The following is a 15,164-nucleotide window of genomic DNA, read 5'->3' on the forward strand; positions in this document are numbered from 1 at the left end:
CTTATAATTTTTTCAACATCCAGACAGGGCAGGAATTGTGCCCGGTGCAACCTAACGGAGCGTCTAAATATTCAAATCCTGATTTTCTATATAATTTTTGAGCAGCATGCATAAACGGCATTGTCTCGATATAACATTTTTCAAATCCAAAATTTCTTGCGCTCTCCAAACATTCATCCATCATTTTGCTTCCAATTCCTAATCCGCGCACTTTTGGCAAAAAATACATTTTTTGTAATTCACAAATTTTAGGATCTCCATTTTCTAAAGGAGCAATTCCTGCACAACCCAAAATTTCACCTTCACTTTCTACTACAAAATAAACCGATTCTGGCTTGCTGTACTCTTCAAACATTAAATCTAAATATGGATCTTCATAAGCGGTACCTACTTTTGGAATTTCCATTTCATCAAAAACTGATCTTATTAATTTTGCAACTGATTGATTGTCTTCTTTTTCAATCTTTCTGATAACCCAATTTTTCATTTTATTTATTCACTTATATCTACAAAAATAAAAATACTTTTTCGATAGTTTCATAACAATTTGTAATGTTTCACAACAATAGCTATAAGATTAGACTCAAAATTTAAAAATAAGTTACTTTTGCAAAGTGAATAAACATGAAAAATATATTAAACGATGCATAGAGCTTGCTAGAAATGGCTTTGGAACAACATATCCAAATCCGATGGTGGGGAGTGTAATTGTTTATGAAGATACCATTATTGGTGAAGGCTGGCATAAAAAAGCCGGTGAACCGCACGCCGAAGTAAATGCAGTTCGATCTGTAAAAGACAAATCGTTATTAAAAAAAGCTACAATTTATGTCAGCTTAGAACCTTGCTCCCATTTTGGAAAAACACCTCCTTGCTGTGATTTGATTATTGCAAACGAAATTCCAAATGTGGTTGTAGGAACAGTCGATCCAAACGAAAAAGTAGCAGGCAGAGGAATTAAAAAACTAATTGAAGCCGGTGCCAATGTTGTAGTTGGAATTTTAGAAGATGAATGTAACGAACTCAACAAACGTTTTTTTACATTTCACCAGAAAAAACGACCGTATATTATTTTAAAATGGGCTGAAAGTCTGGACGGATTTCTCGCTCCTGAAAAAGAAATCGATCAGGAAAGAAAACCAGTTTGGATTACCAATCAATATTCTCGTCAATTAGTTCATAAATGGCGAAGTGAAGAACAGGCTATTTTAGCAGGAACTCAAACGGTTATTGACGACAATCCGAAATTAAACGTCAGAGATTGGTCTGGAAATAATCCGGTTAGAGTCATTTTAGATCAAAACAACCGAATTTCTAAAGACAGTTTTGTTTTTGATGAAAGTGTAAAAACTATTGTTTTTACGAAATCTGAAAACATGCTTTCGACAGAAAATACGATTTTTGAAAAAATTGATTTTGATAAAAATATAATTGAAAATATTTTAACTGTTTTATACCAGCATCAAATTCAATCTATAATTATTGAAGGAGGCAGACAGACTTTAGAATCTTTTATAAATGAAAATATTTGGGATGAAGCCCGGATATTTGTTGGAAAAAACACTTTTAAGAAAGGGGCCAAAGCTCCGGAACTTCAAAAACAAAATGCCATTAAAACTTATATTCAAAACGACGAATTAATATATGTAAGAAATCATGATTGATACGATAATTTTTGACTTTGGAGATATTTTTATCAATTTAAACAAACAAGGAACAATTTCTGGCTTGCAAAAATTAGGTCTGAAAGAATGGAATGCTGAACTTGACCGCTTGAATTTATTATTTGAAACTGGAGATATTTCATATGATGATTTTGTGGGCGGATTTCAAAAACAACTTCCAAATACTTCTACAGAAGAAATTTTGGAAGCCTGGAATGCGGTTTTAGCAGATTTCCCTTCTTATAGATTAGATTTCGTAAAAGAGCTTTCAAAAAAATACCGTTTGTTTTTATTAAGCAATACTGATTCTATTCATATTGCCACTTTCGAAAAAACTGTCGGCGTTCCTTTTTATACTGATTTTTACAATTGTTTTGAAAAAGTTCATTTTTCATTTGAAATTGGAAAAAGAAAACCAAATGCTAATTCGTATCAGCATTTAATTGATGAACATAATTTAGTTCCACAAAAGACTTTATTTGTTGATGACAAAAAAGAAAACACAGATGCCGCTGCAGTATTAGGTTTGCATGTTTGGAATTTACAAGTTGGGCAGGAAGATGTTGTGGATTTGTTTGATAAAAACATACTATAAAATATCTTGCCGCAGATTAAAAGGATTAAAAAGATTTTTTACTTATAATTCTGCAGCAAAAAAAACAATTTAGAATATTAGATTTGGAATATAACGATACGTACCAAACCATTGCCAGAGAATCTGAAGAAGTACTTTTTAAAGAAAAAGGAAGTAAATTCTTTGGTTATGCTTTTCCTATAGAAAACGAAGAAGAGGTAAAACCTATTATAGAAGATTTACGAAAACTTCATCCGCATGCTGTACATTATTGTTACGCCTATCAATTAGGCACAGCTCCCAAAATTTCTTATCGTGCAAATGATGATGGAGAGCCAAGCAACACCGCGGGAGCACCAATCTACGGACAGATACAATCTTTTGGCGTAACAAACGTTCTTGTAGTGGTGGTTCGTATTTTTGGAGGTACAAAATTGGGCGTTGGCGGATTAATTGCAGCGTATAGAACAACTGCACAGATGACATTAGAAGTTTGTGAAATTGTTGAAAAAACGATCGATGTTCATTTTTTAATTTCTTTTGATTACAAAAACATGAATAAAGTGATGCGTGTTATAAAAGAAAAAAAACTGGAAATAACATCTCAGGAAATGGAAATAGATGAAAATTCCGGTCTTCCAATTGGAAAAATCATCACAAAAACGCGAAAAAAAAATGCCGAAATGATATTCGACATTTTTGATTTAATGTTTGAAATTGATGTTAAAATTATATAATTTAGTATAAAAACGTGTTTCGATTTAACAATTATTCCATCGTTTTAAACAATTCTAAAATATAATCTGGAGGTGCCGTTGGGCGGCCCGTTTTTAACGAAATAAATACTAAAATAAACACTGCTGTTGTTAATAACTCATTTGCCTCGTTATAAATTTCGCAGTCAAATTCGATCTTAACAGATGACTGGCTTTTGAATGTTGTATGAATAGTTAAAAGCTCATCGTAACGAGCAGATTTTTTATAGTTGATCTGCATGGAAACAATTGGAAGCCCAATACCGCTTTCTTCCATGCTTTTATACGAAATCCCTTTATTTCTAAGCCATTCCACGCGTCCAATCTCAAAATAAGGCACATAATTTCCGTGATAAACGACTCCCATTTGGTCAGTTTCGGAGTAACGAACACGCACTTGCGTTTGATGTTTTTTCATTATTAATGTATTAAAAAAATTTAAATTATTCAAGCCCTCTTACAACATTTTTTTATAAAATTAGATACCAAAATATTTTTTTTTACAGAAATTTGTTCACATATTTGTTATCCCGAAATAAGGAATAAAATCGCTCCTTTTTTTACAGGAGAATCTTTATTAATAATATAAAAATTTATTTGAATCTATGACTAAAACTGCTCAATCGGTATGGGAAAACTGTTTGTCTTTTATAAAGGACAATATTCAAGATCAAGCATACAAAACTTGGTTTGAACCAATCAAATCAGTTGAGCTAACCGATAACGCGTTATATATTCAAGTACCAAGTAAATTTTTCTACGAATGGCTCGAAGAGCATTACGTAAAATTATTAAAAGTTGCACTTACCAAAGAACTTGGGAAAAATGCAAAGTTACTCTATAAAATTAAAATGGAGAACACTTATGGAAATAAACAGCCATTTACCGAACAGCTGCCAAGTTCCAACAGAGTTCCAATGAAACCGCAAGAGGTTGATGCTCCGTTTAAAAACTTAAATCCTGAGCTTAAAAATCCTTTCGTAATTCCTGGAATCAGAAATTTAAAAATTGAATCTCAGTTAAATCCTAATTATAGTTTTGATAATTTCCTTGAAGGAGATTCTAACCGTTTAGCCCGTTCTGCCGGTATGGCTGTTGCCAATAAACCTGGAGGAACTTCATTTAATCCTTTGTTGATTTTTGGGGGAGTTGGTTTAGGAAAAACACACTTAGCACACGCTATTGGGGTTGAAGTAAAAGACAAATATCCTGAAAAAACGGTTTTATATATATCTGCCGAAATTTTCACACAACAATATATTGATTCGGTTAAAAAGAATAATCGTAACGATTTCATTCACTTTTACCAATTAATCGACGTTTTGATTATTGATGATGTTCAGTTTTTATCTGGTAAATCAGGAACTCAGGACGTATTTTTCCACATTTTCAATTACCTGCACCAAAACGGAAAACAAGTAATCTTAACTTCTGACAAAGCTCCTGTTGATATGCAGGATATTGAACAGCGTTTATTATCTCGTTTTAAATGGGGATTATCTGCTGAGCTTCATCAGCCTGATTACGAAACCCGTATCTCGATCTTAAAAAACATTTTATATCGTGATGGTGTTGATATGCCGGAAGACATTCTTGAATATGTTGCCCGCAATATCAAATCTAACGTAAGAGAATTAGAAGGAGCTATTATCTCACTTATCGCTCAGTCTTCTTTCAACAAAAAAGAAGTTACGATTGAATTAGCAAAAAGTGTAGTTGAGAAATTTGTTAAAAACGTAAAGAGAGAAATCTCTATCGATTATATCCAAAAAATTGTTTCCGATTATTTCCAGCTGGATATCGAAACGCTTCAATCTAAAACAAGAAAGAGGCATGTTGTTCAGGCTAGACAATTGGCCATGTTTTTTGCAAAGAAATTTACTAAAGCTTCTTTGGCAAATATTGGTTCACAAATTGGAGACCGTGATCACGCAACAGTATTACACGCTTGTAAAACCGTTGACAATTTAGTTTCTACAGACAAACAATTCAAAAAATTTGTCGAAGACATCAACAAAAAACTAACGCTATAACGCGAATCATGCCAGTAAAAGTTTTAATGGTTTGTTTGGGAAATATTTGCAGATCTCCTTTAGCAGAAGGAATTTTAGCATCAAAATTACCCGCAGACAAATTTATTGTAGATTCTGCCGGAACAGGATCATGGCATGTAGGACACTGCCCCGATAAGCGTTCTATAGATGTTGCCCGCAAAAACGGAATCAACATAAGCGCACAAAAAGGCAGACAAATTAAATCATCCGATTTTGATGAATTTGATTATATCTATGTAATGGATAATTCAAATTTTCGCGATGTAGTTCATCTGGCAAAAACTCCTGAACATAAAAATAAAGTTCGTTTAATTCTTAACGAATTATTCCCAGACGAAAATGTTGATGTTCCAGATCCTTATTATGGTTCTGCAAATGGTTTTGACAACGTTTACCAAATGCTCGATGAAGTAACAGATTTAATTGCTGACCAGCTTCTAAAAAAACATTCTTAATTCAATTGTTTCTGCAAAAGAGATAGTTGAATTTTTTAATTTTAAACATATACACATGAAACTTCTCGGAAAATTATATCTTATTCCAACTACAATGGGCGAAAGCGATCCGATGGATGTTTTACCACAAACGGTAAGAAGAACGATAGAAGTTATCGACCATTATATTGTTGAAAACGATAAAACAGCCCGAAAATCTATAAAAGCCGTTTATCCAGAAAAAAAACAATCTGAACTTGTTCTTTTTACTTTAAACAAACGAACTGAACCAAGCGAACATTTAGACTTTATAAAACCTTTATTAGAAGGTAAAAATATGGGATTAATGAGCGAAGCCGGATGTCCGGGCGTTGCTGATCCTGGTGCCGTAATTGTAAAATTGGCACATGAAAAAGGAATTCAGGTTGTTCCGTTAGTCGGTCCTTCTTCTATTCTATTAGCGATGATGGCTTCTGGAATGAATGGCCAGAGTTTTACTTTCAACGGTTATTTACCAATTGACAAAGACGAAAAAAAATCGGCATTAAGACATTTTGAGAGATTATCTCAGGACAAAAACCAATCACAGATTTTTATTGAAACGCCTTATAGAAACAACAAACTAATTGAAGATCTTTTACAGATTTTAAATCCGTCAACACATTTGTGTATTGCTACAGACATAACTTTGCCAACAGAATTCATTAAAACAATGAAAATTTCGGATTGGAAAAAATTGAAAATAGATATTGACAAACGTCCTACGATTTTTATTATTCATAAAATGTAATTAAACCTAGATAATGAAAAAGGCTTTAATTCTAATTTTGACTTCAATCTGTTTTGTACAATGTAATTCTTCAACAGATACTAAAGATTCAAAAAACAAAAAAACGGAACAAAATATTACTAAAGAAAACAACTCTGAAGAGTTTCTTACTGAAGTTAATTCAACTGTTAATAAAGATACAGTTAAAATAAAAGAGGACACTAAAATATATGATATTGACTCGATAGATGTAAAACCTGATTTTGATAAAGGAATTGCAAAACTTCATAAATTTATTAGAAACAATTACAAATATCCTGACGAAGAACTTCAAGTAAAAGGCATCGTTGATGTGAATTTTGTAGTTGAAAAGGATGGCACACTAACTGATATAACAGTTACCAAAGATGCTGATTATGGAACAGGAAAAGAAGCGATTCGCATTCTAAAAAAATGTCCAAAATGGTTTCCCGGCACACAAAACAACAAACTTGTGAGAGTTCGTTACTATTTAACTATACCAATACATGTATATCATGAGCAAGCTCCCTAACGTAACCACAAGCATTTTCACAGTAATGTCTAAAATGGCATCTGAATATAATGCAATAAATCTTTCGCAGGGATTTCCAAATTTTCCTGTTGACGAAAGATTAACAGATATTGTTGCAAGATTATCCAAGGAAAATGTGCATCAATATACACCAATGGCAGGTTATCCGCCATTGATGAATAAAATTGCAAAGCTGATTAAGGATTCTTATAAAAGAACCATTAATCCAGATTTAGAACTTTTGGTTACAGCCGGAGCAACACAGGGAATTTTCACTACAATTTTGGCTCTGGTAAAAGAAAATGACGAAGTAATTATTCTCGATCCAAGTTATGATTCTTACGAATCTCCTGTTTTACTCTGCAAAGCAAAACCTGTTCGTGTGGCACTAAATGACGATTATACTCCAAATTGGGAAACAATCGAAAAAGCTTGTTCGGAAAAAAGCCGAATGATTATCATCAATAATCCACATAATCCGACGGGAAAAATTTTAACTGAAAATGATTTTATTCAGCTAAAAAATCTTCTTGAAAAATATCCAGACATTATTGTTTTGTCTGACGAAGTTTACGAATACATTACTTTTGAAGAAAAACACATTTCAGCACATACAAAAGATTTTCTTTTAGAACGCTGTATTATGGTTTCATCATTTGGAAAATCTTTTCATATTACTGGCTGGAAAATTGGTTATACAATTGCACCAGAACATTTAATGAAAGAAATTAAAAAGGTTCACCAGTTTTTGGTTTTCAGTGTAAACAGTATTTCTCAGTTTGCAATCAGCGAATATTTGGATGTTGTTGATGTAAATCTGCTTGGAAAATTCTATCAGGAAAAAAGAGATTACTTTCAGAAACTGCTTCAAAACAGTCGCTTTGAACTCAAACCATGTGAAGGAACCTATTTTCAGGTTGCTTCTTATGCCAATATTTCAAATGAAGATGATGTTACTTTCTGCAAAAATCTAATAATTAATCACGGTGTAGCTGCCATTCCAATTTCTACTTTTTATTCAGATCATAAAGATCAAAAATTAATTCGTTTTTGCTTTGCAAAAGATAATTTTACGCTGGAATCTGCTGCAAAAAAATTGTGTGAGATATAAAGTTTATCAAAATTTTATAACATTATTATGCGTGCATCCTATTATTTTAATTAATATTGTAAAAAAAGAAAAGTATGAGTTACACAGATAAAATGTTACGAGACGACGCTTTAAAAGGTAAAGTTATTGTAGTTACTGGCGGCGGAAGCGGTTTAGGCAAAGCAATGACCAAATATTTTTTAGAATTGGGCGCTCAGGTTGCGATTACTTCCAGAGACTTAGAAAAGCTGAAAACAACAGCTGCAGAACTCGAAAGTGAAACTGGCGGAAAATGTTTACCTCTTCAATGTGATGTTCGCCATTATGAAGAAGTAGAAAATATGCTTCAGGAAACTTTAAAAGTTTTCGGGAAAGTGGATGTTCTTTTAAACAATGCGGCAGGAAATTTCATTTCACCAACAGAACGTTTATCTGCAAATGCATTTGATACTGTTATCGATATTGTTCTTAAAGGTTCTAAAAACTGTACACTGGCTTTTGGAAAACACTGGATCGACACGAAACAAACATCGGCAACGATTTTAAATATTGTAACAACTTACGCATGGACAGGCTCAGCTTATGTAGTGCCAAGTGCAACGGCTAAAGCCGGGGTTTTAGCCATGACAAGAAGCCTTGCTGTAGAATGGGCTAAATACGGAATCCGTTCTAATGCAATCGCTCCGGGACCATTTCCAACAAAAGGAGCATGGGACAGATTATTGCCGGGAGATCTTTCTGAGAAGTTTGATATGGCAAAAAAAGTGCCGTTGAAACGTGTAGGAGATCATCAGGAATTAGCCAATTTAGCTGCTTATTTAGTTTCTGATTTTTCAGCTTATGTAAATGGTGATGTTATTACAATCGACGGAGGCGAATGGTTAAAAGGTGCCGGACAATTTAATTTATTAGAAGCAATTCCAGAGGAACTTTGGGATCAGCTTGAAATGATGATAAAAGCAAAAAAGAATAAATAATTACAAGTGCTTACTAAATTCAGAATATTTTTTAAAACTATACTGATTGCACGAAATCCCGAAGGTTTACTTTCGGGATTTTTTTTATGTTTTTTACTATACAAATAATATAATTTCAGTTAAGTAACATTTTGTTTAAACATTTTACAGCTTAAATTTAGTTACATTACTTATATGGTTAAATTACATTCTATGTTTAGCAATTCAGTTTAATTATTATTTTTGCCAAACAAATATCAAACAAAAATTTTATGCTCATTATTGGAATTGCAGGAGGAACTGGAAGCGGAAAAACAACGGTTGTACACCAAATCATGAATGAATTGCCAGACACAGAAGTTGGTGTAATTTCTCAGGATTCGTATTATAAAGAAAACCATAACTTGTCTTTTGACGAGAGAGCATTAATAAACTTTGATCATCCTCGTGCCATTGATTTTGAATTATTGGTAAAACACCTTAAAGCTTTAAAAGCAGGAGAAACTATCAATCAGCCGGTTTATTCTTTTATTCAGCATAACAGAACCGACGATACGATTTCAACTCATCCAAGAAAAGTAATGATTGTGGAAGGGATCTTAATTTTAACAAATCCGGAATTAAGAGAGCTTTTTGACATTAAAGTATATGTTCACGCTGATTCTGACGAAAGATTAATTCGTCGTTTAAAAAGAGATATTTCTGAACGCGGACGTGATATTGACGAGGTTTTAAACCGTTATCAAACAACTTTAAAACCAATGCACGAACAATTTATCGAACCAACAAAAGCTTTTGCAGATATTATTATTCCAAACGATAAATACAATACGGTTGCAATTGATGTAGTTCGGGCCGTAATTAATCAGAGAATTTTATAATTTTTATCGTAAATTTAAACCATAAAAATACAGGCTTCCCGATAATTATCGGGAATGCTTTCTATAATGTCTAAAACTCAATCATATACAAAAGAAACAATCTTATATGAAATTCAAAAATCCGTATAAAGACAAAAAATGGTTTAAATTTCTGGGCAATAAATACGTCTGGGTATTGTTGTTTTTTGTTATCTGGATGCTATTTTTAGACAATTACTCCTATTTTGACCATCGTTTTTTAGACGGACAAATTAATGAGCTAAAAGACAACAAAAAATATTATCAGGAAGAAATAAAAAAAGATCAGGAACAGATCAAACAACTTAAAAATCCTGAACAAATAGAAAAATATGCCCGCGAAAAGTACTTTATGAAAAAGGACAGCGAAGATATTTACATCATTCATTTTGAAGGAGACACTATTCAGGAAAAAGAATAATTCAGAAAAAACACCAAATGGCCACTAACCTATTCGAAGATTTTAATCCGATTTCATCCAAACAATGGAAACAAAAAATTCAGTTTGAATTGGATGGAGCCGATTACAACCAAACTGTTATTTGGAATTCTCCAGAAGATATTCAGGTAAAACCTTTTTATCACAGCGACGAATTTACAAAATCAGCTTCTGTACAAACTCAGGCATCAGAATTTAAAATCTGCCAAAATATATTTGTTCACGATGTCGAAAAATCTATTAATAGAGCCCTAAACACTATAGAAAGAGGTGCCGAAAGTTTACGTTTTACAATTCAAAACGAAAATACTGACGTTCAAAAATTATTAGAAAATCTTCCTTTAGAAAGCAGAACTGTTTATTTTCATTTGAGTTTTCTCTCAATCGATTTCGTAAAAAAACTGGACGTTATTTCGCTTCAAAAAAATGCGATTTTTTATTGCAATTTAGATCCAATAGGGCAACTGGCACGAGACGGAAACTGGTTTACAACATCAGATAAAAATAATTTTGAAACACTTGAAAAAATTTCAAACCAAACTAACCTTCCGTTTCTTAGTGTTGATTTAGGTTTGTATCAAAATTCAGGTGCAAATATTACACAGCAGATTGCTTATAGTTTAGCACATGCTAATGAGTATTTAAACCGTTTCCCTGCTTCAACAAAAACAATAGTTTTCCAAATTTCTGTTGGAACAAATTACTTTTTTGAAATTGCAAAACTTCGTGCTTTACGAATGCTTTTTAAATTAATTGCTGCAGAATATAATCCCAATATAGATTGTCATTTTTTAGTTACGCCGACTAAGCGAAATAAAACGATTTACGATTATAATGTCAATATGCTTCGCACCACAACCGAATGTATGTCGGCAATTTTAGGCGGTGCCGATGCTGTGGCTAATTTACCTTACGATGCTTTATATCACAAAGACAACGAATTTGGTGACCGAATTGCCCGAAACCAGCTTTTAATTCTAAAACACGAAAGTTATTTTGACAAAGTTGATAATCCAGCCGATGGAAGTTATTACATCGAAAGTTTAACCATGCAATTGGCTGAAAAAAGTTTGACTTTGTTCAAAGATATTGAAGCAAATGGAGGTTTTTTAAAACTTTTGAATGACGGAACAATCAAAAAGAAAATTCAGGAAAGTGCCAGTAAAGAACAAGAATTATTCGATTCTAAAAAAGAAGTTTTGTTAGGCACCAATAAATATCCAAACAAAGAAGACAGAATGAAACACGATTTAGAATTGTTTCCTTTTGTAAAAATCAAACCAAGAAAAACATTAATTACACCCATTATAGAAAAAAGATTAGCTGAAAAGCTGGAGCAAGAAAGACTTGAACTTGAATAAATTGATTCAATCAGCTATATTTGAATATAAACCTAAATAATTATGGAAGCAATTAGAAGAATAATATCAGTTAAAAATCATTCAGTAACAGTTATTTTACCAGATGATTTTAAAGCAGATGAAGTAGAAGTAATTATTTTGCCTGTTCAAAATGATGAATATAAAATTCCACAATGGCAGATTGACCAAGTTAGAGAAAGAACAGAAACGTATTTAAAAAATCCCAAGAATGTTACTGACATTGATGATTTTTTAAAAGAAATTGAAAATGATTTATAAAGTTGTTATTATTGAAGAAGCTAAATTGGATTATAAAAAATCTTTATTTTTTTACAAAGATATACATCCAAAATTAGCTGTTAGATTTAATGATTCCTTTAAAAAAAGTTTAGAAACAATTAAACAAAACCCATTATTGTTTCAAATAAGATATGACAACATTCGAATCATATTTTTAAAATCGTTTCCATACGCATTACATTATTCAATTTATGAAAATTGTGTTGTTATTAAATCCATTTTTCACACATCAAGAGATAGCGAATTAAACTTATTTTAAATAACAATTTTTACAATTGAGAAAAGACCTTAAACATATTAACCTTCAAAGTCAACAGTCGAAAGCCGAAAGTCAAAAGACTGAAGATTTGACTAATAACTTTATAACCGCCGAAGGAATCGAACTTAAAAAAAACTATTCTGAAAAAGATATAGAAGATTTGGAGTTTATTGATTTTGGAGCTGGCTTTACGCCCAATTTACGCGGCCCTTATGCTACGATGTACGTTCGTCGTCCGTGGACGATTCGCCAGTATGCCGGATTTTCGACTGCAGAAGAAAGTAATGCTTTTTACAGAAGAAATCTTGCTGCGGGTCAAAAAGGGCTTTCAATTGCTTTTGATTTACCTACGCACCGCGGCTACGATTCAGATCATGAAAGAGTTGTTGGTGATGTTGGAAAAGCAGGTGTAGCCATCGATTCTGTTGAAGATATGAAGGTATTATTCGATCAGATTCCACTAGACGAAATGTCGGTTTCAATGACCATGAATGGTGCTGTTTTACCTATTATGGCCTTTTACATTGTAGCAGCCGAAGAACAAGGTGTGGAATTGAACAAACTTTCGGGAACAATTCAAAATGACATTTTGAAGGAATTCATGGTGCGTAATACTTATATTTATCCACCTGCACCTTCAATGAAAATTATCGCTGATATTTTTGAATTTACGAGCAAAAAAATGCCAAAATTCAATTCTATCTCAATTTCAGGTTACCACATGCAGGAAGCCGGAGCAACAGCTGATATAGAATTAGCGTATACTTTGGCAGATGGCTTAGAATATATTCGAACCGGATTATCAACCGGAATGACTATTGATGAATTTGCCCCTCGTCTTTCTTTCTTTTGGGCAATAGGAATGAATCATTTTATGGAAATTGCCAAAATGAGAGCCGGCCGAATGATTTGGGCAAAACTAATTCAGCAGTTTAATCCAAAAAGTGAGAAATCATTAGCATTAAGAACGCACTGTCAAACCAGCGGCTGGAGTTTAACTGAACAAGATCCGTTTAATAATGTAGCCAGAACCTGTATAGAAGCTACTGCAGCTGCTTTTGGAGGAACGCAGTCTTTACATACCAATGCACTTGACGAAGCGATTGCTCTGCCAACAGATTTTTCGGCTAGAATTGCACGAAATACGCAGATTTATTTACAGGAAGAAACTAAAATCACTAAAACCGTTGATCCTTGGGGCGGCAGTTATTATGTTGAATCTTTAACAAACGAAATTTTAGAAAATACCTGGAAACTTATTGAGGAAGTTGAGGAACTGGGCGGCATGACAAAAGCAATTGAAGCCGGAATTCCAAAACTTAGAATTGAAGAAGCAGCGGCCCGAAAACAAGCCAGAATCGACAGCGGTCAGGATATTATTGTTGGTGTAAATAAATTTAGATTAGAAAAAGAAGATCCTTTACATATTTTGGATGTTGATAACCAAATGGTGCGTAAACAGCAAATTGAGCGGCTTGAAGAAATTAAAGCAAAAAGAGATACTGAAAAAGTAAATCTATCACTGGAAAAATTAATTCATTGTGCCAAAACCGGAGAAGGAAACTTACTAGAAATTGCTATAGAAGCTGCCAGAAACAGAGCTACACTAGGCGAAATCAGCGATGCCCTGGAAAGTATTTTTGGAAGGTTTAAAGCACAGATTAAATCATTTAGCGGTGTGTATAGTGCAGCAATAAAAAACGATGAGAATTTTGAAAAAGCAAAACAGCTGGCTGATGCTTTTGCAAAACAAGAAGGACGACGACCAAGAATTATGATTGCCAAAATGGGACAAGACGGTCATGACCGCGGTGCAAAAGTAGTAGCAACTGGTTATGCCGATGTGGGTTTTGATGTAGATATAGGTCCGTTATTTCAAACTCCCGCTGAAGCTGCAAAACAAGCTGTAGAAAATGATGTACATATTTTAGGTGTTTCATCTCTTGCAGCCGGACATAAAACATTAGTTCCGCAAGTTATTGAAGAACTTAAAAAACATGACCGTGAAGATATTATGGTGATTGTGGGCGGCGTAATTCCTGCACAGGATTATCAGTTTTTATTTGATGCCGGTGCAGCAGCAATTTTTGGCCCGGGAACTAAAATTAGTGAAGCAGCTATTCAAATACTTGAAATATTAATAGACTAAAATAAAGTGCAAAAAAAATCCCGAAATAAATTCGGGATTTTTTTTGTTTGTTTAATTGGTTATTACAGCGTTGTTATCCGCTTCAATAAACGAGAGGTCGTAGCCTGCAAAATCTCGCATGTAACTTTTTAATGAGGTTCCAAAAGCATCTCTAAAATGCCTGTTGCCATTGTGTTTAAAAAAGTTTTTTACTGATCCGGCACCTCCTAAATGTGCCGCCGCTAAAATACCAGATTCGGTAATTTCTACGCCATTAATAACTTTTCCTTCATACTTTCTGATTTCATTACGTAAAATCCATTTATTTTTAGATAATAACGCAACAAAAGCTTTTTCCTGTAATGCAGGATCTTTTAAAAAGGCTTCGTCATTTTTAACTCCGATAGCGCGTAAGGCTTTTGTACCAAATTGATATTTTCCCATGTAACCCAGTGAATTTACCATTCGGTATTTTCCCTGAGATTCTTTAAAAGCTACTGCTTCTTTAAAACCGATTAGATGATTTCCGGTATAAGGGACGTTTAGATTAACTTTAGGATATTCATCCTTTTCTAAAGATGGAAAGATATATTCTGATCCATCTGTTTTTTCTGTTAGAAACCACGGTTTGGTTTCGACGTTAAAGGGCTTAAAACCCAAACTTAAAAATGTAATAATAACGATTAAACTCGCATAAAAATACCACTTCTTTATCATAAATTGTTTTTCTTCAAAACGCTGTCACCCTTTTGAAATTTCTACGTTGCAAAGATAAGGAATACAAAACAATACTGTTATTCAGCAACTTACAGGTTTATCAAAATTCTAAAATCTCGCTTAACCCGCTAATGATGCAGTTTTCGAAGCTTTATCACAAATTGAAACTGAGGTTAAAAATACCAATATTAAATTTTCAAAAAACGGCATTT

General features: G+C 33.1%; 18 protein-coding genes. 15 read left to right on the forward strand and 3 right to left on the reverse strand.

The window, feature by feature from the left end; genetic code table 11:
- Window position 1: 1 nt before the first annotated feature.
- Entirely contained in the window at window positions 2–487 is a 486-nt protein-coding gene (locus PQ462_RS18985; protein ID WP_274251185.1) for a GNAT family N-acetyltransferase, read from the reverse strand.
- Between the two features lie 127 nt (window positions 488–614).
- On the opposite strand from PQ462_RS18985, the gene ribD reads away from it, so the two are divergent.
- The 3 genes from ribD (at window position 615) to PQ462_RS19000 (ending at window position 2,975) form a co-directional block, all read left to right on the forward strand.
- Window positions 615–1,664: a bifunctional diaminohydroxyphosphoribosylaminopyrimidine deaminase/5-amino-6-(5-phosphoribosylamino)uracil reductase RibD gene (gene ribD / locus PQ462_RS18990; RefSeq protein WP_274251186.1), complete on the forward strand. Its 1,050-nt coding sequence runs from the start codon at window positions 615–617 to the stop codon at window positions 1,662–1,664.
- Entirely contained in the window at window positions 1,657–2,259 is a 603-nt protein-coding gene (locus tag PQ462_RS18995; protein WP_274251187.1) for an HAD-IA family hydrolase, read from the forward strand. The genes ribD and PQ462_RS18995 overlap by 8 nt, the downstream gene beginning before the upstream one ends.
- An 83-nt stretch (window positions 2,260–2,342) precedes the next feature.
- On the forward strand, window positions 2,343–2,975 hold the full coding sequence (locus tag PQ462_RS19000) for an IMPACT family protein (RefSeq protein WP_274251188.1): 633 nt from the start codon (window positions 2,343–2,345) through the stop codon (window positions 2,973–2,975).
- 31 nt (window positions 2,976–3,006) lie between these two features.
- On the opposite strand, the gene PQ462_RS19005 is transcribed toward PQ462_RS19000, so the two are convergent.
- On the reverse strand, window positions 3,007–3,411 hold the full coding sequence (locus PQ462_RS19005; protein WP_011921524.1) for an acyl-CoA thioesterase: 405 nt from the start codon (window positions 3,409–3,411) through the stop codon (window positions 3,007–3,009).
- 187 nt (window positions 3,412–3,598) lie between these two features.
- Between PQ462_RS19005 and dnaA the strand changes: the two genes are divergently transcribed.
- The 12 genes from dnaA to scpA all read left to right on the forward strand — a co-directional run bounded on the left by dnaA (window position 3,599) and on the right by scpA (window position 14,256).
- The gene (gene dnaA / locus PQ462_RS19010) at window positions 3,599–5,026 is read left to right on the forward strand and encodes a chromosomal replication initiator protein DnaA (protein WP_011921525.1); all 1,428 of its coding nucleotides are present in this window, start codon (window positions 3,599–3,601) and stop codon (window positions 5,024–5,026) included.
- Between the two features lie 8 nt (window positions 5,027–5,034).
- Window positions 5,035–5,502 carry a low molecular weight protein-tyrosine-phosphatase gene (locus tag PQ462_RS19015; RefSeq protein WP_073408795.1) on the forward strand — a complete coding sequence of 156 codons (468 nt, stop codon included), beginning with the start codon at window positions 5,035–5,037 and terminating at the stop codon, window positions 5,500–5,502.
- A gap of 55 nt (window positions 5,503–5,557) precedes the next feature.
- Window positions 5,558–6,271 (forward strand): SAM-dependent methyltransferase, encoded by a 714-nt coding sequence (locus PQ462_RS19020; RefSeq protein WP_073408796.1) that lies wholly within the window; start codon window positions 5,558–5,560, stop codon window positions 6,269–6,271.
- 13 nt (window positions 6,272–6,284) lie between these two features.
- Window positions 6,285–6,803, forward strand: coding sequence for an energy transducer TonB (locus PQ462_RS19025; protein ID WP_274251189.1), 519 nt, complete (start codon window positions 6,285–6,287; stop codon window positions 6,801–6,803).
- Entirely contained in the window at window positions 6,787–7,914 is a 1,128-nt protein-coding gene (locus PQ462_RS19030; protein WP_274251190.1) for a methionine aminotransferase, read from the forward strand. Before PQ462_RS19025 ends, PQ462_RS19030 begins: the two co-directional genes overlap by 17 nt.
- Window positions 7,915–7,988: 74 nt before the next feature.
- Entirely contained in the window at window positions 7,989–8,870 is an 882-nt protein-coding gene (locus tag PQ462_RS19035) for an SDR family oxidoreductase (protein ID WP_053474060.1), read from the forward strand.
- A 251-nt stretch (window positions 8,871–9,121) separates the two neighbouring features.
- Window positions 9,122–9,730 carry a uridine kinase gene (udk, locus tag PQ462_RS19040; protein WP_121360312.1) on the forward strand — a complete coding sequence of 203 codons (609 nt, stop codon included), beginning with the start codon at window positions 9,122–9,124 and terminating at the stop codon, window positions 9,728–9,730.
- Between the two features lie 106 nt (window positions 9,731–9,836).
- Window positions 9,837–10,169, forward strand: coding sequence for an FtsB family cell division protein (locus PQ462_RS19045; RefSeq protein ID WP_011921532.1), 333 nt, complete (start codon window positions 9,837–9,839; stop codon window positions 10,167–10,169).
- A gap of 17 nt (window positions 10,170–10,186) precedes the next feature.
- A complete protein-coding gene (locus PQ462_RS19050) occupies window positions 10,187–11,548 on the forward strand; it encodes a methylmalonyl-CoA mutase subunit beta (RefSeq protein WP_274251191.1) in 1,362 nt (453 codons plus the stop codon).
- A gap of 42 nt (window positions 11,549–11,590) precedes the next feature.
- Window positions 11,591–11,827: a hypothetical protein gene (locus PQ462_RS19055; RefSeq protein WP_121360310.1), complete on the forward strand. Its 237-nt coding sequence runs from the start codon at window positions 11,591–11,593 to the stop codon at window positions 11,825–11,827.
- Window positions 11,817–12,107, forward strand: a complete 291-nt coding sequence (locus PQ462_RS19060; RefSeq protein ID WP_274251192.1) for a type II toxin-antitoxin system RelE/ParE family toxin — start codon at window positions 11,817–11,819, stop codon at window positions 12,105–12,107. The genes PQ462_RS19055 and PQ462_RS19060 overlap by 11 nt, the downstream gene beginning before the upstream one ends.
- Window positions 12,108–12,123: 16 nt before the next feature.
- Entirely contained in the window at window positions 12,124–14,256 is a 2,133-nt protein-coding gene (gene scpA, locus PQ462_RS19065; RefSeq protein WP_274251193.1) for a methylmalonyl-CoA mutase, read from the forward strand.
- A 51-nt stretch (window positions 14,257–14,307) separates the two neighbouring features.
- Here the strand turns inward: scpA and PQ462_RS19070 are convergent, their stop codons facing one another.
- Entirely contained in the window at window positions 14,308–14,952 is a 645-nt protein-coding gene (locus PQ462_RS19070) for a hypothetical protein (protein ID WP_011921535.1), read from the reverse strand.
- Window positions 14,953–15,164 lie beyond the last annotated feature (212 nt).

It is taken from the genome of Flavobacterium sp. KACC 22758 (genome assembly GCF_028736135.1).
Lineage (GTDB): Bacteria > Bacteroidota > Bacteroidia > Flavobacteriales > Flavobacteriaceae > Flavobacterium > Flavobacterium johnsoniae.